Below are 20271 nucleotides of genomic sequence, written 5' to 3' on the forward strand. Positions count from 1 at the left end.
CCCGACAACACCTGCCAGGCTGGCGGGAACGAGCGAGCGTGGCAGAAAAAAACCGCCGCTTGAACAGCGCTACGTTCACCGAGCTGTTTGCTGGCGGTTGGCTGGACCTGCTGTCACCCCGCGCCCCGGCCACCAGCAGCGGGCACTGGCCAACACTGGTGGAGAGCGCGCGCATCGCAGCCATGGGCTGTGCCTCCACGGGCTGGATGCTGGCCCTGGTGGGCGGCCACAGCTGCATCGCTCGGCGCCTGCCTCCATCCTGCCAAGCCCGGCTATACGCCGAAGGCCCTCGACAGCTGTTCGCCTCAGCTTCCAACAGCGCAGACAGCCAGTTGTCATTCGAGGCCGAGGGCGTTCGGGTTAGCGGGCGCTGGCGCTTCAGCTCGGGCATCGAGAACGCCACGTGGTTGATACTCAATGCCCCCTGCCCGAACCACCCGGATGCCGAGCGGACCCCGCGTTTCCTACTGCTGGTCGCTGCGCACAAGGTCCAGAAGCTGGACAGCTGGGATAGCTACGGCATGGCGGCAACCGGTTCGCACGATGTGCTGGCCCACCAGTTGCTGGTGCCCCACGAACAGGCCTTCCCCTTGAACGAAATATTTGGCCAGCGCCCGCTCGCACCCGGCGCCGACTATATCGACGGGCTTCCGCTAGCACCCTACCTCACTACCTCCATCATCGGCCCGCTACTGGGTTGTGCCGAGGGCGCGCATGCCGAATATGTGGCGACCCTGGCCGGATCGCCTCTGTCCAGCGATCCACGCTACGCCGAAAAGGTGTCCCACTCCTCGGCGCAGCTCTACAGCGCCAGGCTGCTGTATGACTCGCTGATTTCCCGGTTGCATGACGCCGGTATTCGTAGCCACGCTCTGGACGCAGCGCAACTGTTGCTGCTCAAACGCGACCGCGCCTATCTGGCACGACAATGCGTGCAGGTGGTGCAGCGCCTGGTCGAGCGGCTGGGCGCCTCGTCGCTGGTGACTGGCAATCCGCTTCAGCGTCACTGGCGCGATATTCAGGCCATGGCCGCGCACCGCGACCTGGTCTGGAGCGACGCGATGCTGGCCTGCGGCAAAAACATCCTGCTTCCCGTCAGTACAAATACAGAACCGGCCTGACTCCTTCTTAATCCCTGCATTGCCAGAGAGGCCTATATGTTCGTTCGCAACAAATCCGACGTCGAGAAAACCCCGTACTTTGTCGAATGGGGCGCCGGCACAAGCCATCGCCTGCTCACCGAGCGGGACGCCATGGGTTTTACCCTGTGCCACACCTTGGTCCGTGCTGGCACTGAATCACTGCTGCAGTATCGCAATCACCTGGAGGCGTGTTACTGCATCGCAGGGGAAGGCGAAGTCGAAGACATGCAGGGTAATGTCTATCCGATTCGACCCGGTGACGTGTATGTGCTCGACCAGCATGATCGCCATTACCTGCGCGGGGGCAAGCAACAGGATCTGATTCTGGTGAGCGTTTTCAACCCGCCCTTGCGCGGTGACGAGCGACATAACCTCAACGACAACTCGGGCTCTGCCTATTGATGTAGCGGCATGCCGTCACGCCACGCCGCCAAGCGGCAGGAGGTTGTTGTGCGTAAGGACTACCTGGCTTTTTTCACCTCACTGTTCTTCTCTCGACTGGCAGACCAGATACTTCTGTTCATCGTGCCGCTGGTGGTGTTTCAGGTCACCGACAGTGCGTCCTGGGCCGGGCTCGCTTTTTTCGTTGAATCACTGCCACGCTTTCTGGCGTTTCCTGTGTGCGGGGCCCTGTGCGACAAGTTCTGCCCCATCAGGATCCTGCACATCAGCCAGATCTACCGAGCGCTTCTGTGCGTGCTGGCGGTGGTGTTCTACGCCCTTTTCGGCGGCATTGCCTGGCTGGTGGTGCTGTCGGCGCTGTGTGGGGTACTGACCACGCAGGGCATCATGGCCAGAGAGGTGCTGATGCCGCATATCTTCCAGCACTACAGCTACGCCAAGACCCTGGCCTACTCGCAGATAGCCGACCAGACCGGGCTGGTGCTCGGGCCGCTGGTGGCAGCGCTGTTACTGGAAGTCTGGGCCTGGCATTGGGTGGTGCTTGGGGTGGCCGTGCTGTTCTTGCTGGCCGACATCGGCATGCTGGTGTGGCAACGTCTAAGCCGCATCACGCTGGGAGTGTTCGAGCAGCATCAGGATATCTGGCTGCAGCCACTGCGCATCGCCTTCGGGCATATCCGCGCATTGGCGGAGCTGAAAAAGATCATCGTGCTAGCGGTTGGGGTCAACCTGATCGTCGGGGTCACCTTGGCCACCTCGGCGGCCATGGTGCTCGGCGAGTACAGCGCCGGCAAGGATGACTACGCAGGGCTGCAGACAGTTGGCGCAGTGACCACCATCGTGATTCTGTTTTTTCTCGCCCGGGTGGTGTTGTCTTTAGGTGTAATGGGGGGCGTGGCCTATTCGATGATCGTCGCAGGCGCGTTCATCAGCGCCTGGAGCCCAGATCTGATCGGTTACGTGGTGGGGTTTCTGCTGATCGTCGGCTTCGACAAGATGTTCAACGTCTACATGCGCAGTATCCGTCAGCGGGTCATCGCGCCTCAGGACTTTGGCAAGACGGTGGGGGTGATCACCTTGCTCAACAATCTGTCGCAGCCCCTGGCCGGCTTGCTGGTGGCATTGTTGGCTGCCCCTTTGGGCACGCAAGGGGTGATTCTGATGCTGGCTGTGTCGGCTACGTTGCTGGGTGCGGGGGCGCTGTGGTGGTTTGGAAAGGCACCGGGCCAGCTCGACGCATCGGCACTGGAGGCAGGCCAAGATCCCGGCAAGTGAGTGAGGGGGCGCATTGACTGAGGTTGATTTTGCTATTAGTTAAATTTACAACTCTATCGTGCACTGGCTAGAATCAAGTAAACTTTAAAAAACCATGCCCTGGGCGAGCTCATGAAAAGTATCAACATTGCATATATCCTGTTCGGCTCCGTGCTTTCTTTAAAAGTGATGGCGAGCGGGCTAGACGTCGAGCACACACTAATTGAGCATCGCTGGTACACTTTTGAAGACGTGATAGAAAAGAGAAAAATATACAACAGGGTGGATATTTCGCGAGGGTACATCGAATACCATTTCGAGGGTGATGAATATAAACCCAAGCAGCCAGAAGAGAAATTGACGCCCCGTCAAAAATTCTATTCCAACCATGGCAGCGTTGGAACCTACGCGGCTGCTGATTATGAGACCGCGCTAGACAAGGAGTGCATAGATGTTGTCTCCGGTTCTTTAGGATCATTTATAGGGGACTATGAAAATTCCAAAAGACCTGACAGACAAAAATACAAGCGTACCGTTGTTGGCATAAAATCCTTAATGTACAAAGGCCCTGAGTATAACTTCAAGAGCCCTTCATCCTGGTCGCCTGCAGCGTTGCCCAAGAACAACAAAAGTCTTCTTTGTGAAATCTATGAAGTCAAGAGCAAAGAAAGTGATGTGAAATACATTGTTTATGCTGCTTCAGTGGCAACCGCTATGTTTGACGAAATTCATACGGCCCCATTGCCAGGTAAAAAGGTCGAGTAATTAAAGGACTTCGCACTCATGCTGCGGCCCACTGCTGCGGCACTGGCCGAATGCGGCCCTTCGTGAATGGCTGCTATGGGTCGATTGCTGCCACACGTAGACTGAATAGATGTCAACCCTGACCCTATTCGCCGTCATCGAACCGCTGGGGTAAGCTTCGCGCCAGAGGCTTTACCCACCAAGGAGAATAAACGGCGATGGGCTTGTTCAGTCGATTGTTCGGCGATCGCTTCACACAACCCCCACCCGATGAACCAAGGTTGAGCGATGCCGCGATTATGCGTGAGCTTTATCCATTCGGTGCGCAACTGAAAACGTTCACCCAGGCCCTGTTGGCGCGGCTGCCTGAAAAGGAACGTGCGCGTCTCTTGAGAAGGGTGTCGCGCTATTACAACCTAGGTGAAGACCCGGCCACCGCGTTGGTCAGTGGTCTTTTGGACGCTGATAAAGGCCAGTTACTCAATAATCTGGTTCTAATGGCCGTGGACGTGCACGGCTTCGATGATTTCAAGTACCTGGCACCGAAACTGATTGAAGCCAGCGGCATTGACCAGATTTATGCCTACAAGCTGGAAGAGACGCCATCACTGATGCAAGTGCTGATCGATTTCGATCAATGGCTGACCGGGTTCGGGAAGCGCTTTCTGCATGTGGATACAGGCGGCGCCGATTATGTGGGTTGCATCATTGAGCAAGATTGCGTCGAAAACCTGATCTCGCTGGCTAAGCAGGCTGGCATCGACGCACGGCTCGATCCCTTTTGAGACACGTTGGCTGACCGCTATCGGCCAATAGCGGTCGTTCTGGAATGGCAGGAAACGACCGATAACTGCCTTCGATACGCGACTTTCGCCCACCAGCGGCTCGATTGTAAGAATATGGCGGAGAGCTGCAAAACCGCCTACGCTTATAGAATGATTCCTCGAACGCCTTGCCCATCTGGTGGTATAGAGCCGAGAGATCTGACTTCCTTTGACCGTCCGCTTAACACCCACCCGGACCAACCCGCGCCTATCGCCAGCAACTGCCCCCTGAGTCCGGTCCACACGACCAGCAGTACGGCGCAACGGGTAAAAGCCAGACCCAGTCCCCCCACCTGCTGTTCAAAAGCGACCGATGCCGCAGCACCTCTGGAAACGGGGGCGCTGTTCACGTTCTGCCATGAGGTCAATCCGTATGTATCGGCCGAGCACGATTCCTTACCAGCAGCATCGAGGGTTCAGCCGAACCTTCACTCAGGGGCATTTGAGCCTTGGATTATTCTTTCCCATGGAGGCGTTCGACGGGGACACTCCGAGCATGCTCAACCAGGTCACACTGGCTAAACAAGCCGAGGCGCTGGGCTTCTGCGCGCTCTGGTTTCGCGACGTGCCGCTTCGCGACCCTGGCTTCGGCGATGTCGGCCAAGTCTTCGACCCCTGGGTTTACCTGGGTTATATGGCCGCCCATACCTCGGAGATTGCACTTGGCACCGCCTCCATCGCCATCCCGCTGCACCATCCCCTGCACACGGCCAAGGCGTCTGCCAGCGTAGATCAGTTGAGCACTGGTCGCTTGATTCTGGGGGTTGCTTCGGGAGATCGGCCAGTGGAGTTTTCGGCATTTGGCGTCGATCCCGAAAGGCGCGGAGAGATCTTTCGAGAACACTACGAAGTGATTCGCCGCGCCCACAGCACCAGTTTTGAGCCCATCCACTGGAGCACTGGTGAAATGCAAGGCGCAGACCTGATTCCGAAACCGACCACCCAATTCATTCCAATGCTCGTGACCGGCAACAGTCGCCAGTCACTGGATTGGATCGCGCGTGAGAGCAACGGATGGATCAACTATCCACGCATTCCGAACATGCAGCGGCTGGTCGTGGAAGATTGGCGACTGGAGGTCACGAAACAATGTGGTTCTGTGTATAAGCCCTTTACTCAGTCGCTGTACATCGATCTCGATGAGAATCCGTCAACGCCACCCACACGTATCCATTTGGGGTTCAGACTTGGACGTTACCATCTACGTTTTTTGCTGGAGTCGCTTGAGGAAATCGGCGTGGACCACGTCATTCTCAATCTCAAATACGGCAAGCGCCCTGCGGTGGAAGTTATTGAGGAATTGGGTACGCACATCGTTGCGCAGTTCGGAGTGCAGCCGCGTCAGGCAGCTCATTGAACATCGGTCACTGCTACGCCGACGAATGCTCACTTGACGAAACCATAAGGTGTCACGGCGCGGATGACCTCCGGTTCTATATCAATGATGGAGATCTTCGCGCCATGAGCGACCGGTGCCCGGCAAACAATCTACCCTACCCAGCCTAAACCCGTGATGAGCACGTTGCCTTGCATATTCTGTGCGGCTTCCACGCCGTCCCTGGACACGATTTGCGCGCATATCCTTTCACTTATACCGAGCGCGCAAGCATGGCATGAATCCTGGACACGGCACTTTAGCCATGACATTTATCTTCAATACAAGTGTTTTGATTGATCACCGCCCGGAACAGCAGCAGGCCCAGGCTATCCTGATTTTCACAAAATACATCGTGGGCCTCCCAGTACTGACTGGAGCTTCCTATTGGGTTTGCTTAGCTGGGTAGCTTGGCCGCAAGGACGTCAACCTTCTCGATTGATGGCGGTTCGGCAAATAGCTCGGCAGCGTTTGCCATGAGCGCCGCCGCGACCTTGCCCGAAAGATGAGCCTGCCGGCCCGCTTCATCCGGGAATGCGTCAAAGATGCCAAAGGTGGACGGCCCCAAGCGGATTCCAAACCAGGCTGTAGTGGCTGGCTCCTCCTCCACTAACCGAAGGCCACCCAAAAGAAAGCTCTCTACATCCTTTTCTTTCCCGGGTTTTGCTTTTAGGCGAACGAACAACGCTACTTTGACCATGATGTGGCTCCTGTTGTTACGATGCGGCTGGCGCTATCAGATCGCGATAGCTAAGAGGGGCATCCGAGACTCTTAACTATGGTCGACGATACCAGGATTACAAACCCAAATAGACCAAGGGTAGCGGCGAGTAGCGCACGAGCAGTGAGAACGACGTAGTGGGCAGCATGTAACCGCAAGTCAGCCACTTGCTCACTTGGTCCCACCCTCTGGTCTGATAATGATGATTCAACGATATCTGAAATTTAGAAAAACATAAGAGATCATGGTTGCTGTCAGGCCGACCAATATGTACTCGACGCGGGGTAAAAACACGACTAACCCGCCCAAAGAAAACACTATCAACGTGTTTTGTAGGATGTATTCCCTTATTCTACTCACGGCTATGAAATAGCCATATTGCTTACCTAGGAAAAACAAGGCCATGCCGGTGATCGACATAATCTGGAAATCGCGTATCGCAATGTCGTTCAGGATCGCATGCCTAATCAAATTTGCCAGAAGTGCCAGCCCCATAAAAAGAAAAAGGTGCGAGTAGATTAAGGCGTGCCCACTCATCCTGCTTTGATGTTTGTTCAGCAAGTAAAAACTATCAAAATAGATCCACCAGATACTGCAAATCATGATAAATCCGGTGATGGCCGCCATCACATTATAATAACCCCATTGAATGTTAGATAAGCCTCCGGAAAGGCTAATAATTGACTCCCCCAATAAGATTAGGGTGAGTAGGCCTATGCGCTCAACCAAGTGCTCTGTGTGTGCTGGCAACGGTTTTAGTTTAGTCCAGAAAAATACAGGAAACAGAATATCAAGAACAATCCCAATATAAGCAACAAGGTAACGCAAGGGCGGGTCAAAAATAACGGATGAAAGGCTAATAACTGCGCTAACTAATAGGGCGAAGCCAAGCCTTGAGGAAAGTTCGCCGCGAGAACCGAGTTTACTAATGGATGAAATATACATAACACTGATGATTGCACGTATACCAGAATAGCAGACAATAATGAGCGGGTAGTTCACTTCCAAGTCTTCCCCGATCCGTGCCGATAGCACAATGAGCAGGAGCATTATGAATAATGTTGCCAAACGGTGAAGATTGCTGTCTGTATCGAACCTGTTGGAATAAATCGTGTGACTGGACCAGATCCACCACAACGGCACAAAAAGCAGTAAGAATGTCCATAATTGCTTATGTTCAAAGTGCCCATCATGAACATGTCCGAGAGTGTGCGTAACTTGACCTATCGTAACAACGAAAGTCAGGTCAAAAAACAACTCCAACCATGTGGCGTGTCGATTTTCTTCATAATACTTCAAAGATTTCATTAGTTGCCGGCTCCGTGCCCACCTCTTTAATGTAAAAGGAAGCTAACGTTGGTTTTTCCCCGGCTCCGATGTGGGTGATGCCAAGCCGATTTGGCTCTCTAGCGATTTCGTCCACGCACTAACAAAAGCTCAATCATCTGACTCATCCCGATGAACTCTGGAACTCCGTCATACCGAAGCCCGTCAATGTAAAACGCTGGGGTGCCATTCACGCCGCTGCGTACACCGCCATTGAAATCGGCTTGTATTTTGGGAATGTAAGTATCCTCTTGCATTGCAAGATCGAATTCCTCCCTGGAAAGGCCGTGTTTGAGAACGATGGCGCGATACAGCGGCAGGCCCAATCGATCCTGATTTTCGTACAATCCGTCGTGGGCCTCCCAGAAGAATCCTCGACTCCCGGCATACTCAGCGGTGACCGCTGCACCCAATGCATGGGGGTGAGCGGTGGTCAGAGGGAAGTTACGGAACACAAACAGCAAGTCATCGCGAAAATGCTGTTGCAGATTCTTGACCATCCAATAAGCTTCACCGCAATAGGGACATTCATAGTCGCCAAATTCGACCAAGGTGACCTTGGCATGCGCACTTCCCTGGCGATGGTCGTCGGCACTTACCGGGACTTTGAGAGTGGCCATCTAATCACCTGTTAATTTTTGGTTGGCGTGCTTTGTGGCGAATTCGCCAAAGCATCCAGCGCATCCAGAATACCGTCCGCACCAGGGTTGATTGCCATCGGGGAGACGTAGCTCCAGGCAACCATCCCGTCCTTGTCAATCACGAACAGCGCACGCTTACAAACCCCGAGCTGGGACTCGTACGCTCCATACTGTCGTGCCACAGCCCCTTTGGGCTCGAAATCGGCCAGCAGGCTGAAGTGAAAATTCCGATCTTTGGCAAAGGCCTGATGACACCAGGCGCTGTCAACCGAGATACCCAGTAGCGCCGCACCGTATTCTCTGAATGTGGGTAGCAACTGGTTGTACAAAGTCAGTTGGTCACCACACACCGAAGTCCAGTCAGCGGGATAAAACGCCAATATCACGGTATTTCCCTTTAGCTCACGCAGCGACAACTGTTGATCAGGGGTTGCTTGAAGAGTGAAGTCGGGCGCGACAGTGCCGGCCGGCAGCGGCCCCTGAACCCGGTCGCCATTGGTTTTTTGTGCATCATCGAACTCTAAAGTATTCATAGCTTGAACCTTGATAGATGGGTGGTTGGGACGTGCTCAGTGGGATGCGACGTGCCCGGCGGGATAACTCCATCCACCATCAAGGGGTTCAAAAAAAGACAACGCTACCTCGATCTCAGCCTGAGCCTGAGTGATTTCGGCAGCGAAACGTTCACGTTCCGCATCAAGGAACACAAGAAGATCCGCCGTGTAATCGCGGAATTGGATTAGGCCAGGTTGGCAGGGGAATGGTCAGATTCGCTCTGGCTCACCAATGACTATAGTCGTTGATGACGCTTACCGTAGTAGCTGAACGATTTTTCGCTACCCTCCAGTGCCAACAACACTCACGCGCTTATCTTGCTGCCATTTCAGGCGGCGTTTTAACACGATGATTTTGGCAGCTATTTCGCCACTTCAGACAAATTTACATCTGCTTTCTGGACGACAACTGCTGCCCCTTACGACAAGCAGAAATCGACCAGAGGCAGACACTGAAACCGCCTTCAGGTCTACAGAATGAAGGTTGCTATGGGAAATGCTCTGGACAAACGAGTCGTTGTCATTAGTGTGTTGATGTTGCAAGGCTTGCCTGAGCGCCAGCAAGAACAATTGATCCAAGCCATGAGACAGATCCAGACTCAATTGGGCGACGGTGATCATTCCTACATCCTGCGCGATTCACAAGCGGGCGATATGGGTATCGTTGTTCAGCAACAAGCGCAACTCTATGCCCGCGAATACGGTTGGAATATGGAGTTCGAAGCGCTGGTGGCGGAAATCGTCGCCAACTACCTTCGTGAGTTCGACCCGTCCTGCGAGCGATGCTGGATCGCGGAAAAAGAGGGCACAGTTATCGGTTCGGTCTTTGTCGTCAAACATGACCAGACGACCGCCAAGCTGCGGATGCTCTACGTTGACGCGAGCGCCAGGGGCATGGGAATCGGCAATCGGTTGCTGGAAGAGAGTATTCGGTTTGCGCGGCTCGCGGGCTACAAGCACATGATCCTCTGGACAACCAGTGTGCTTGTCGATGCCCGAAAGCTCTATCAGAAAGCAGGTTTCCATTTGGTCGAAGAAGAACAGGTACACAGCTTCGGAAAAGACCTCGTCAGCCAGACTTGGGCTCGGGAACTGTAAGTGTCGGGAGCACTGGCCGCGAGGGATCGAAATCTGCCAGTGCTGAACGGCTGCAATGGGTCGGGAGCGGTCAGTCCGGAGCGGCGGCTTTCGACCCAAAGCGGCCCTTCGCCGAGGTCGGCAATCGGCCAAAAGAAGCCGTCTGAGCCAGCAAGCAATTTTTTGTGTTAAGCGTACAAAAGGAAGCTAAGGAAAAAATTCTTTGCCTTAGCTTCATGCCGAATCTACCCTGTAAACGCGGCCAGCGATTCCGACTACGTGGCTGGCAGCGTCGCCCGGTTCCAATGCTCATCACGGCTTAGCAGGACGGCACTAGAGCGACCCTCGCTTGCTCTTTGTCACGAAGCTCGCGACAGTCGCAGTTCCTTAAAGTCATCCTGCAGGAATCGGAACTTGTGACGAAACAGCCCTGCAAGCTTGTTGTCCGCTGTTGCAAAGAAGATTTGACGCGAACCGCTGATTGCCAGATCTCGCAGGTGATCAAGGAATGACAACATGTTGATATCGTCGATGTGTGCCACCGGGTCATCGAAGAGCAAAATAGGTGGCCCTGACTGCAGGCGGCCATTCATTGCCAAGAACAGCGACAAGGCGAAGGCAGCCCGCTGGCCGGTACTCATTTGATGAAGCTGAACCTCTGCACCGTTGCTCCTGCGAATAATTACAAGCTTGCCTTGATCAGTCTTTAACTCAAACTCGTTGGGCATGTGGATGCTTGCAAATGTGCGGGCGATCTCCGCAGCGTTTTCAGTCAAAATCTGGTTGGTCAACTCCCCTCCCGAACGCTGTTGAGCAAGCTCCCCCAGCACTGCTTCGGCTTCAACTGCACGCCTTATTTGCGTGTCCAATTCGCCAATCTTGGTATCGAGCTCAGCGATGGTCGATGCCTCTTGATTGAGCTCCGTATCGTTTGAGGTCTCAACAGCTTCCGCTGTGGCGACGTTGATAAGCATTTGCCGCATTGTGGCAAGGTTGATACCAATCTGTTCGGCGGTCGATTCAGTATCGATTGTTAGGATCGAAGTTAAGGTCTGTCGAGCACCCAAAGCAGCATCCAAATCCTGAAACTGCTTTTTGACGGCCTGAGCGAACTGCTCGGGATCGTCTAGCACTTCAATCGATAAGCGAGCAGCCAAGGCTTCACTTTCTTGCCTTACCTCATTCAACTCCTCAATTGCGGAAGCTGAGGCAGCCTGAGTGGCATTTAGCAATTCTTTTTTATCAGCCTGAACTTGGAGCAGCGCATCTAGAGACGTTAATTCAGACAGTCCTGCGATCAGTAATTTTCGGGAAAGGTCTTCACTAGAAAGACCTTCTGCCGAGAGCAGATTGATTTTCGATAGGCTGGCATCAAGCTCGTATCGGTCTTGCTCCAACTTCCTTTTTTCCTCATCAATCAACCGGAGCGCCTCTTCGACGGTGATGAGCAGATCAGAATTGCCGAAAAACGATTTCACTGAAGTCAGAGTCGCCATAGTCACTTTGGCTTTAGCCAGCTCGTCGCTTTCGAACGTGATCGTCGCTTGCAACATCGCTGCGTGCTCCGATGTGCTGCCTTCAATATCTGACATCATGCGGGCAAGTAACTGACCTTCCTCAAACTCTGTTTTGCACAGCGGGCAATGATTAGGATCAACCTGAACTTGCAGTAATTCCTGGGCAGCTACCAGAAGTCGCTGCTTCAAAACGGTCATGGCGCTTTGGGTCTTTTCAAAAGCCTGAAGAGACAACCGCGCTGATTCAAGTCGGCGCCCAGACTCCTCTACTTGACCGGTTATCGAAGCAATCACAGCTGCCAGTGGCTGGTTCAGATACGTCTGGATCGGCTGCATATCGATGAGGCTGGGAGTGGTGGCTAATCTCGCGCTCGAAGCACGCACACGCCCTTGAAGATCCTGTGTATCTTGAATCAAACGTGAAAAGTCGGTGCGAGCATACGCCAGTAGTGACTCTGTTACGGCGATCGACTCCAAGGTGGCCTGCGCTTCCCTGTTCGCATTGGATTGCGCCAGCCGAGCGGCCTGGGCGCGCTGATCTAGCGCATCTGCTTTTCTGGCCTCGTCCTCCAGGCTTGCAAGGATCATTTGAGCGTCACTGAAATTACTGTGAAGTGCATCGATCGATGATCGCCGGATAAGCGCGACTGCGGATGTGGCCTTTTGAAGTTCATCCCTGAACGCCTCGAGGTGCCCCTTTTCTGCCGGTGGCTGAATCCAGCCCGACGCTCGGGTTGCCGTCAGTAACTCCAAGAACAAACTGTCAGACAGCTTGGGGATTGTTTTGAGATAGTCCAGGCGCTTTTGAGATGACTCTTTTAACCGCTGATTTGTAGAATTTTCTCGGCGAGAACCCTTCAGCTCGTCCTGCAACTGCGTAAGGACGCGGCGCAACCGATCCCCAAGCTGTTCTGACGCGGCGCCGAGCACCAACCGAGTTACATCTTCACCGATTTGATCCGAACTCGAAGTAACGCTGAGCTCGACGGCTGCGTCGGTGTCGAGAAAGTTAAACTTCGCAAAGCTGTGCTGAATAGTGGCGTTCTTTAGGTCGGTTTTGGCGTACCAGTTTGAGTGTCGCGCACGCAGGCGCGTCGTATTCGTGGTCGAATTTAACTTTTCTCCCGTATCCCCAAAATCCAGAACCACAGATGTTTTCGGGAGAACGGGAGATTCCCGACGATTCGTTCCGCAATAAGCGAACTCAATTGCCTCGAGCAGTGAAGTTTTTCCAACTCCGTTACTGCCGACTATCAGGTTGACCCGGCCAAGCTCATGAACCTTTTGCTCAGGGTGAGAGCGAAAACCTGTGATGGCCAGGCTCTGGATAAAATTATCGACTGCGGCCTCTTCGCCGGAAAGCAAGGAAACCGGAGAAACGGCCTTCCCCACCGTGTCGGTTGCACCAGCGACAATTCTGCGTACCGCCTCGGGAACCGTGATGTCACTGTCAAGGATGAAGTTCAGCTTATGCTGGGATAGCGCCTCCGACCATATTGTCGCGAGGTCGACGGGCATGGTTCTTACAGCCTGCGGTGTAGCGGCATCTGCAAGCAGTGGAGCGATCTCATCTTCTTGAATGACTCGCTTTCTAGCATATTCCCGATCTGCTTCGATCGTTGCTTTCAGCCGACCGAACTCACCACCTTGAGCCTCTTCATCACTGGTGACGAAGTACAGATAATGGCTCCAGCGCAGATCCGTCGAGACATCACTCGAGAAGTACATCCCGGAGAGAACGTCTTCCTGGTAACTCTTGAGAGAGGCCGCAGCTTGCGCAAGCTGATCATTCAGATCAAAGTAGCGCACGGCATAGTCACGCTCACCGAAACGGTCAACGCCTCGAAATATGCCATTTCCAACATGCTCAAGATCAGGGTATCGGTTCTTGAGCATCGCCTCGACACGTTGCGCATTGATCATTATCTATCCTCTGAAAAATCCACCGGAGACGCGCTGGCGGGTGTGTCGATGAGATTCATTCCCTCAGGGCCTCTAGCGCCGTATTGATTGTCCCTGCGGAACACGACACAAAGTCTGTCAGGAGCGCGTACGATGGCATCGTTCATGGCTTCGGAGTCCAGGCCTGCGCGTGCAGCATCAATGGACGCTTGTTCAACGAGCGCTAAGCGAAGCATACGGTGTGCACTTTCGATGGCAGCATCGTTCGCTTGGTCAGAGAGGTAGACAAGTGCCGCAGAACCGAGGCCACCGGACGTGGGTTCAATGTTGTGATGCGGAGCTTGTCGGCGCCACGAGAATTTGAAACCTTGGGCCAAGTCACGAACCGCCGCCGGCCAGGGAACGGCAGACTGGGCAAGCCCAATTGCATCGTGTGCGCGCTGCAATCTTTGAGTGCGATACGACACTCCAGGCCGGTTCACGTCCTTATCCTGATGGACTGTCACGCGGCGAATGGATTCTTCATCCCTATCGAGGCGCAGAGCATCCAATTCCTTAGTGGTGTACCACGTGGATGGTTTGCCTCGAGGCCCCATGAGAATCTCAATTGCACGCTCCACTGCAAGTGGGCTAGCCGTAGATGCTAGAAGTAAATCTGCACTGATCGACCGATACCCCACCAGCGCTTCGGCAAAACCGTCATTTGCGACGGAGCCGGGTAGCCAACTGCTGGTGTCCGCGTTCCAGGCCCAGCGCTCTTCAACCCTGATGAAGTTTTTTGTAACCAGTGCTTGCTCACCCGGAAACAGGAGCTTCTGCTTTTGCAGAAGAATGACCTGTCCTTCGTAGTTCAGGAAGAAGGCATGCCACCGTTGATCAAGCAGGCAGTAGTACAAACCACCACGATGAAGCTCATCAATCAGACCATCATCAGCGCTGAACTTTGCCGGAGGAGCATACCAAGCTGATCCTGCAACGTTGTTCCATTCAGAAAACCTACCTGCACCTTTGGCTTCCTTGACGTTCTGAGCCCAGTTCAAGCACAGAAGCTCTACGTGACTGTTCGATCCAACAGAACAAAGCCTGGTGCGATAGCTTGCATAATCAGCATGTGCTGGCTTGGGATTGAGCTGGATATGGATCAGAAGACAGTTAGTATGGAGGTGATCTACGTGCTCCGTGAAATCGAAGGCGTCGGAACATATGATGGAGGCAAGGCACATGTTTCCGACTGCACGATTGAAGACATACACCGCTTGCCCTAAACACAACGAGGATTGCTCTACATCCAGAGAGTCTCGACACGCGACAGTCTTTAGTTGTACTAAAAGCACTAGCACGGATTGACCATTTTGGTCATGAGCCCAGAAGACGTAGAGCAGTGGATCGACATAGCGTCGTTGCGCCGCCTGTCTTGGATCGAGCGGCTCATGAAGAAATACGCAATGGTCTGCAGCCTGAAAACGATTTCCCAAGTCCTGCAAAGCATTCGGGGAAATACTCTCGCATCCAAGCACCCATATAGAGCCTTGTGGCGGTCGATAGCGTCCGGCAACTATTTCCTCTACGACAGTCCAAGGAACACAGTATTCGGGGGCGACCACCAAATCCGCATGCTGTTGAACGGCGGACTCGAGAAAGCCGCTACAAAGGGCATGCCCAATCTCCCTGTCCGCATGGCCAATACGCTGTTCGTTGGCTTCAATCACGCCGGTAGGTTGGAGAAGGATAGCCCTATAGGGTTCGCGGGCTGGGTTTAGCGCCTGCAAGCTCATCAGCCAAAGGGGAATCGCTTGCTCCCGCAGCACTTGTTCTACTTCTACGATCCTTATCACCAACCAATCTCCCGGACCAGATGCCGACGAATAACTTTCGGTACACGCGAAGTGCTCAGGTGACTCAGCATCCTTCTGTCAGTCGAGTGTAACAAAGAGCAAAGGGGTTTCGCCGAATCGTGGAGTGATCGCTTTTGGCCGACTGCTGCCCTTGGCGAAGGGCAGCTTAGGGTCGTAAGCGGTCTTTCACCCAAGACCGCATACGGCCAGAATCTCTAGCTGCCGCAACAGACTGCAACGTATTGGTCAGCCTCAAGCGCAGGCCGCTCTGCGCGCCTTAAACCTTTGAATTCAAAAGCAAGCCAGATCGTCAAAATGAATGCATCAGCACTCAGACGGTAACGCCTCCTCCTTCCCTCTGCCAGAAACTTGAATCCCCACCCCAACCCCGTTAACCTTGCTCAGTCGCTGTAAATCCAGCGTCCAGGTTTGGTCACCTGAGATAAATCAAGGCGCACAAAGCGCCGCATCCGAATCAGTGGCGCTTTTTTGTGTCTGCTGTTTCGTGTTATGGCGGCTGTGCGTGGGGCGCATTCGTGCGCGCCGGGTTCCTTGATTCCCGGTTGACCAACCTGCGTACAGCCGCCACCCATCGTTTGGTCACGATGCTGGTCGGCTCCACCAATCAAGGAGCTGCACAATGACAAAAATCGTCCCTGATCCCCCACTCCCCAACACCCCGCGCAAACCCGCCTACACCTCCTTCGGCTGTTGCCACGGCGATCACCCTCCCCTGTTTTCCGTGCGCGAAGACATCAAGCTCGAAGATGCGCTGGTCTACCTGTCGATCATGATCCAGTGTGCAAGGGACACCACCGCACAAGCCTGCGAACGCGCCGATGAGCAGTTCAAAAGCCTGCTGATGGCCTCGCAACATTCGCTGGAATTGAGCAACGCATTGATCGAGTCGGTGCTTGATGGCATGGAGGCGAAAGCGGTCAGTAACTGATGACGCAACACACGGGCCGCACACGCGGCCTATCGAAAGCAAAGAGGTGCGAGCGACCGCGTTCGGCCTTGTCTCAAATAGTGCCAAGGCCGCCCAAGATGGCCCACTCGCCCATCCCACTCAGCTTCAGACGGCAGCCGACTGCCTCAACCTGCGACTCAACCCAGGCGTCTTACCCGTAACACGCTTGAACGCCCGACTGAACGCCGCCTGAGACGTATAGCCCAAACGCTGCGCGACCTCTTCAATAGGCAACCTTTCCAGCGTCAGCCACTGGCTGGCAAGCCGCATTCGCACTTCGGTGACGTAGCGCAGCGGGGTCATGCCAATCGTCAATTGAAAACGCTCCGCAAAGACCGAGCGGGACGTATTGCATTGCTCCGCCAACTGCTCGACGGTCCAGTCGCGGCCCGGCTGTTGATGCAGCGCCAGCAGTGCACCAGCCAGGCGCGGATCGCGCAGGGCGGCAACCAGGCCAGAGGCGTTACCGCAGGCGCACTCGACCCAACCTCGAACGACCATGGCGGCGACCACGTCGGCCAACCGCGCGAGGATGCCGGCGAAGCCGATGCGTGCGGCGCTGACCTCGCGCTCCATGGTGGTGAGAATCGGCACCAGCCCGGGGTAACGCTGGCCGCCGGCATCAATCAGCATCAGGCCCGGCATCAGCTTGCCAAGGCCATGCAGGCTGCCCAATTCGAACTCCATGCAGCCACTGAACAAAAGCGTGGTCGGCATGGCACCGACATCGGTTCCGGTGTCCACCGCGCTGACGGCGTCGCCCAGCGGCTCGCCGTCCAGAAGGTCGATTTGCTGCACGGGCACGTGTGTATCCGAGAGCAATTGATGGGCCGCGCCATGGGAGATGAAGACGGCGTTACCGGCGCACAGCGCATAGGTTGTGCCGTCTTCGATGCGCAGCACCGCGTTGCCGACCGCCAGGAAGTGGAACCAGGCATGCCCGGGTTTGGCAGCGAAGCCCAAGCCGAAGGCCGGGCCCGCCTGGATACGCCGGTAGTCGACACCGCGCAGGCGCATGCCGCGCAACAGCTCGTTGATGAGATCGGAAGAGAAGGCAGAGGGGTCCGTCGGCATGATTCAGGTGTTCTGGTCAAAAAATCGAGTTTTTCGATCATAGATCATCCGGGTTCTCGCGCCTAGACTGCGGGTCGCAATTGAAGATTGGGAGATCCGTGCAATGACTGACCTTGTTTGCAATGCCGTACCCGACAGCCGTCCCGGCGCCGGGCCGGATGCAGAACCTGCAACCCCCGCGTGGATGGCCGTGTTCTCGCTGGCCATGGGCGTGTTCGGCTTGCTGACCGCGGAGTACCTTCCGGCCAGCCTGTTGACGCCAATGGCGACCGAGCTGGGGGTATCCGAAGCGCTGGCTGGCCAGGCGGTAACGGTGACAGCCGTGGTGGCGCTGTTCGCCGGCCTGTTGGTGCCAGGCCTGACTCGCAGTATCGATCGCCGCTGGGTGTTGCTGGGTTTTTCCACGTTGATGATCGCGTCCAATCTGTTGGTCGCCGTTTCCTCCAGTTTCGTGGTGCTGTTGTTGATGCGTATCTTGCTGGGCATCGCGCTTGGCGGGTTCTGGAGCATGGCGGCGGCGGTGGCGATGCGTCTGGTGCCGGGGGCTTTGTTGCCGCGAGCGCTCTCGATCATTTTCAGTGGCATCGCCATCGGGACGGTGGTTGCGGTCCCGCTGGGTAGTTATCTGGGTGGGCTATATGGCTGGCGCAGCGCGTTCTTTGCAGCGGCGGCGGTGGGGGTGGTGACCCTGGCGTTCCAGTCAATCACGCTGCCGAGCCTTGCGCCGCGCCGCCCGGCACGCCTGCGCACGGTGCTTGAAGTATTGCTGCGCCCAGGCATTGCCATGGGGATGTTCGGTTGTGTGCTGGTGCACAGCGGCCACTTCGCGATGTTCACGTATGTTCGGCCATTCCTCGAAGGCACGACCGGCATTGGCCCGCAAGGGCTGTCGCTGATGTTGCTGGGTTTTGGTGTGGCGAACTTTGTCGGCACCCTGGTGGCCGGGTGGATGCTTGCTCGTTACCCGCTGGCCACCCTGGTGTCGATGCCCGCGCTGGTGGGCGTTGCGGCACTGGCGCTGGTCCTGTTGCCGGCGTCGGTGCCAGGGCAGGCCGTACTGCTGGCGGTGTGGGGCCTGGCCTTTGGCGGTGTGCCGGTGGCGTGGTCGAACTGGGTCGCCAACGCGGTCCCTGACCAGGCGGAAAGCGCCGGGGGCATGGTGGTAGCGTCGGTACAGTCGGCCATCGCCACAGGCGCAGCCGCGGGTGGGGCAATGTTCAGCCTCGGTGGCAGCGCAGGCGTATTCGTGGCGGCGGCCGTGCTGATGCTGCTGGCCGCGGTGCTGATTGCACTGCGGGTGCGAGTACCTTCGGTAGAGGGCGCTGTGCTGAACCGGTCGGCGCGCCACTGATGATTCAGCTCTGCGGCGCGATCCGCGATAGCGCCTTGCGCGCCGCCCTCCCCTTGGTCGATACACGCCAGGCGACGCGGCAGCGAAGAATCGGTCAGCGGCCCCGGGGGCTATCTGCGAGCCAGTAATAGTCTGGCCAGTAAGGCCAGACATGGCGGTCGCGATGCACATGCTTGAGCGACAGGGTCTGGCCCGGGTGAAAGTGATCAGCCGGGTACTGACCTGACAACAGAACGGTGCGCGTTGTTGCGATCAGCGACTGGCAATAGTCACGCGCGGCTTTGTCGGCCCCCAGCACCTGACTGTGCGCAATTGAAAAGCCGAAGGCCGTCATCGGATGCCCGTCATTTTTCAGCCGGGTGAAGACAGGGGTCGGCTGCCGATACTCGGCAACGGGAACGATCTTGCCACCCAGTTGGCAGGCAAACTCCTGGGCCAACAGCGGTGGGCAGACAAGCAGCAGCAGGCACAGTTTGAGCTTCATGTTCACGTCACAGTTCAAGTGTCCGGCCCGGCGCGTGGCGACTGACAGGCCCAAGCCACGCAGTCTAAGCCCGGCCATGGCGTGTGACCACACCGGGTGCCCCTCACCCGGTGTGCGTCAGGCTCGCCTCAGTAGATATACGCCAACCTGAACTGCAGCGAATGGTCGGTCATCGGCCCCGAGCGCACGTCCACATCCCGCCAGTACTGCCCCATTACCTGCCACTGCTTGCCCAGCATGGTGGTCGCCGACAGCCCGACGGTGCCGTTGTTGTGGCTGGTTTCCAGGGTCTGCCCGTCCAGCGTCTCGCGCGAGCCCCAGTTGTGCCGGTACGACAGCGCCACCGAGGTGGCCGGGGTGAAGTTGTAGCGCAGGTGGTTGTGCAGCTGGATCAGCGGGTCACGGTGCGCACCGGTGTCGCGCTGCTCCTGGTAGAACTCGGTCTCGGCGATCACGTCCCACGTCCAGCGTTCGTTGAAGCCGTGCACATAGCCCACCTGGAAGTCCGCCGCCCAGCGGTTGCCGCTCAGGGCAAAGCCCTGGTTCTTGTCGGCGCCGGTGGGCGCGGTGACGAACAGCGACCAGCCCAGGTGGCGGTTGCGCTCCATGTCGGCCAGGCTCCACACCGTGGCGCCGAAGGTGATGTCGCCCAGGCCGCTGTTCTTCTGGCCGGTGGCGCCGATTTCCTGATGGCCGTAGGGGATGATGATCTGCGGGTCCCAGATCAGGCCGGTGTTGAAGAACTCGGTGAAGTGCACCAGACGCAGCACGCCCACGGTCAGGTCCAGGTCGAGGTTGTCGGCGGCGCGCTTGCCGCCCATGTACGAGCGGTCGATACGCGGGTTCTGCTGGTACAGCAAGGCCAGGTCGGTGCCCGGTGGCAGCGCGGCATAGTCGCCGGAGTCGGGGCGTACATCGGCCAGCGCGGGGCTGGCGCACAGGGCAAGGAACAGCGAGCACGGCAATGCGCCGCCTTTGTGCAAAAGCGCTTTCATGGGGGTCACCTGTCTACCGGTTAATTGTTATTGGAACGGGTTGAGGCTGCCCCGCTCGCACGCCTGGCGAGCGGGGTCGAGGG

17 protein-coding genes and 2 pseudogenes are annotated in these 20271 nt (G+C 56.2%); 9 read left to right on the forward strand and 10 right to left on the reverse strand.

The annotated features are described in order from the left end of the window. The first annotated feature begins 38 nt into the window (after positions 1-38). The 6 genes from CR917_RS25370 to CR917_RS25395 all read left to right on the forward strand — a co-directional run bounded on the left by CR917_RS25370 (position 39) and on the right by CR917_RS25395 (position 5723). On the forward strand, positions 39-1121 hold the full coding sequence (locus CR917_RS25370) for an acyl-CoA dehydrogenase family protein (RefSeq protein WP_256589753.1): 1083 nt from the start codon (positions 39-41) through the stop codon (positions 1119-1121). Positions 1122-1157: 36 nt separating this feature from the next. Continuing rightward, positions 1158-1544 (forward strand): ectoine synthase, encoded by a 387-nt coding sequence (locus tag CR917_RS25375; protein ID WP_043862984.1) that lies wholly within the window; start codon positions 1158-1160, stop codon positions 1542-1544. A gap of 48 nt (positions 1545-1592) precedes the next feature. Further along, complete coding sequence (locus tag CR917_RS25380) at positions 1593-2819, forward strand: MFS transporter (protein ID WP_104573061.1); 1227 nt, start codon at positions 1593-1595, stop codon at positions 2817-2819. A 111-nt stretch (positions 2820-2930) separates the two neighbouring features. Continuing rightward, positions 2931-3563, forward strand: coding sequence for a hypothetical protein (locus CR917_RS25385; RefSeq protein ID WP_104573060.1), 633 nt, complete (start codon positions 2931-2933; stop codon positions 3561-3563). Between the two features lie 197 nt (positions 3564-3760). Then, a complete protein-coding gene (locus CR917_RS25390; protein WP_104573059.1) occupies positions 3761-4327 on the forward strand; it encodes a hypothetical protein in 567 nt (188 codons plus the stop codon). A 412-nt stretch (positions 4328-4739) separates the two neighbouring features. Next, a complete protein-coding gene (locus CR917_RS25395) occupies positions 4740-5723 on the forward strand; it encodes an LLM class oxidoreductase (protein WP_043862986.1) in 984 nt (327 codons plus the stop codon). 38 nt (positions 5724-5761) lie between these two features. On the opposite strand, the pseudogene CR917_RS27860 reads toward CR917_RS25395, so the two are convergent. From CR917_RS27860 to CR917_RS25420, 5 genes and pseudogenes are all read right to left on the reverse strand, one after another. Next, positions 5762-5941, reverse strand: a pseudogene (locus CR917_RS27860) (potassium transporter); the annotation flags it as partial. 197 nt (positions 5942-6138) lie between these two features. Then, on the reverse strand, positions 6139-6441 hold the full coding sequence (locus CR917_RS25405) for a putative quinol monooxygenase (RefSeq protein WP_043862987.1): 303 nt from the start codon (positions 6439-6441) through the stop codon (positions 6139-6141). 228 nt (positions 6442-6669) lie between these two features. Continuing rightward, positions 6670-7770, reverse strand: a complete 1101-nt coding sequence (locus CR917_RS25410) for a low temperature requirement protein A (RefSeq protein ID WP_104573058.1) — start codon at positions 7768-7770, stop codon at positions 6670-6672. Positions 7771-7868: 98 nt separating this feature from the next. Further along, positions 7869-8408 carry a thioredoxin domain-containing protein gene (locus CR917_RS25415; RefSeq protein WP_012051936.1) on the reverse strand — a complete coding sequence of 180 codons (540 nt, stop codon included), beginning with the start codon at positions 8406-8408 and terminating at the stop codon, positions 7869-7871. A gap of 11 nt (positions 8409-8419) precedes the next feature. Then, positions 8420-8962: a redoxin domain-containing protein gene (locus CR917_RS25420; RefSeq protein ID WP_043862990.1), complete on the reverse strand. Its 543-nt coding sequence runs from the start codon at positions 8960-8962 to the stop codon at positions 8420-8422. Between the two features lie 558 nt (positions 8963-9520). Here CR917_RS25420 and CR917_RS25425 point away from each other — a divergent pair. After that, positions 9521-10081 (forward strand): annotated as a pseudogene (locus CR917_RS25425) (GNAT family N-acetyltransferase); the annotation flags it as partial. A 338-nt stretch (positions 10082-10419) separates the two neighbouring features. Here the strand turns inward: CR917_RS25425 and CR917_RS25430 are convergent. Together CR917_RS25430 and CR917_RS25435 are read right to left on the reverse strand one after the other, a co-directional pair. Beyond that, complete coding sequence (locus CR917_RS25430) at positions 10420-13500, reverse strand: AAA family ATPase (RefSeq protein WP_104573057.1); 3081 nt, start codon at positions 13498-13500, stop codon at positions 10420-10422. Then, the gene (locus CR917_RS25435) at positions 13500-15314 is read right to left on the reverse strand and encodes a hypothetical protein (protein WP_256589752.1); all 1815 of its coding nucleotides are present in this window, start codon (positions 15312-15314) and stop codon (positions 13500-13502) included. Before CR917_RS25435 ends, CR917_RS25430 begins: the two co-directional genes overlap by 1 nt. A gap of 640 nt (positions 15315-15954) precedes the next feature. Here CR917_RS25435 and CR917_RS25440 point away from each other — a divergent pair. Then, positions 15955-16263, forward strand: coding sequence for a DUF3077 domain-containing protein (locus CR917_RS25440; RefSeq protein ID WP_078480193.1), 309 nt, complete (start codon positions 15955-15957; stop codon positions 16261-16263). 126 nt (positions 16264-16389) lie between these two features. On the opposite strand, the gene CR917_RS25445 is transcribed toward CR917_RS25440, so the two are convergent. After that, on the reverse strand, positions 16390-17358 hold the full coding sequence (locus CR917_RS25445) for an AraC family transcriptional regulator (protein ID WP_104573056.1): 969 nt from the start codon (positions 17356-17358) through the stop codon (positions 16390-16392). Between the two features lie 103 nt (positions 17359-17461). On the opposite strand from CR917_RS25445, the gene CR917_RS25450 reads away from it, so the two are divergent. Beyond that, a complete protein-coding gene (locus tag CR917_RS25450; protein WP_104573055.1) occupies positions 17462-18709 on the forward strand; it encodes an MFS transporter in 1248 nt (415 codons plus the stop codon). A gap of 94 nt (positions 18710-18803) precedes the next feature. Here the strand turns inward: CR917_RS25450 and CR917_RS25455 are convergent, their stop codons facing one another. After that, positions 18804-19193: a hypothetical protein gene (locus tag CR917_RS25455; RefSeq protein ID WP_146095038.1), complete on the reverse strand. Its 390-nt coding sequence runs from the start codon at positions 19191-19193 to the stop codon at positions 18804-18806. A 128-nt stretch (positions 19194-19321) separates the two neighbouring features. Next, positions 19322-20188: a transporter gene (locus CR917_RS25460; protein ID WP_043862995.1), complete on the reverse strand. Its 867-nt coding sequence runs from the start codon at positions 20186-20188 to the stop codon at positions 19322-19324. Positions 20189-20271: the final 83 nt, after the last annotated feature.

The sequence above is a fragment of the Pseudomonas sp. BRM28 genome (assembly GCF_002939405.1).
Taxonomy (GTDB): Bacteria; Pseudomonadota; Gammaproteobacteria; order Pseudomonadales; family Pseudomonadaceae; genus Aquipseudomonas; species Aquipseudomonas palmensis.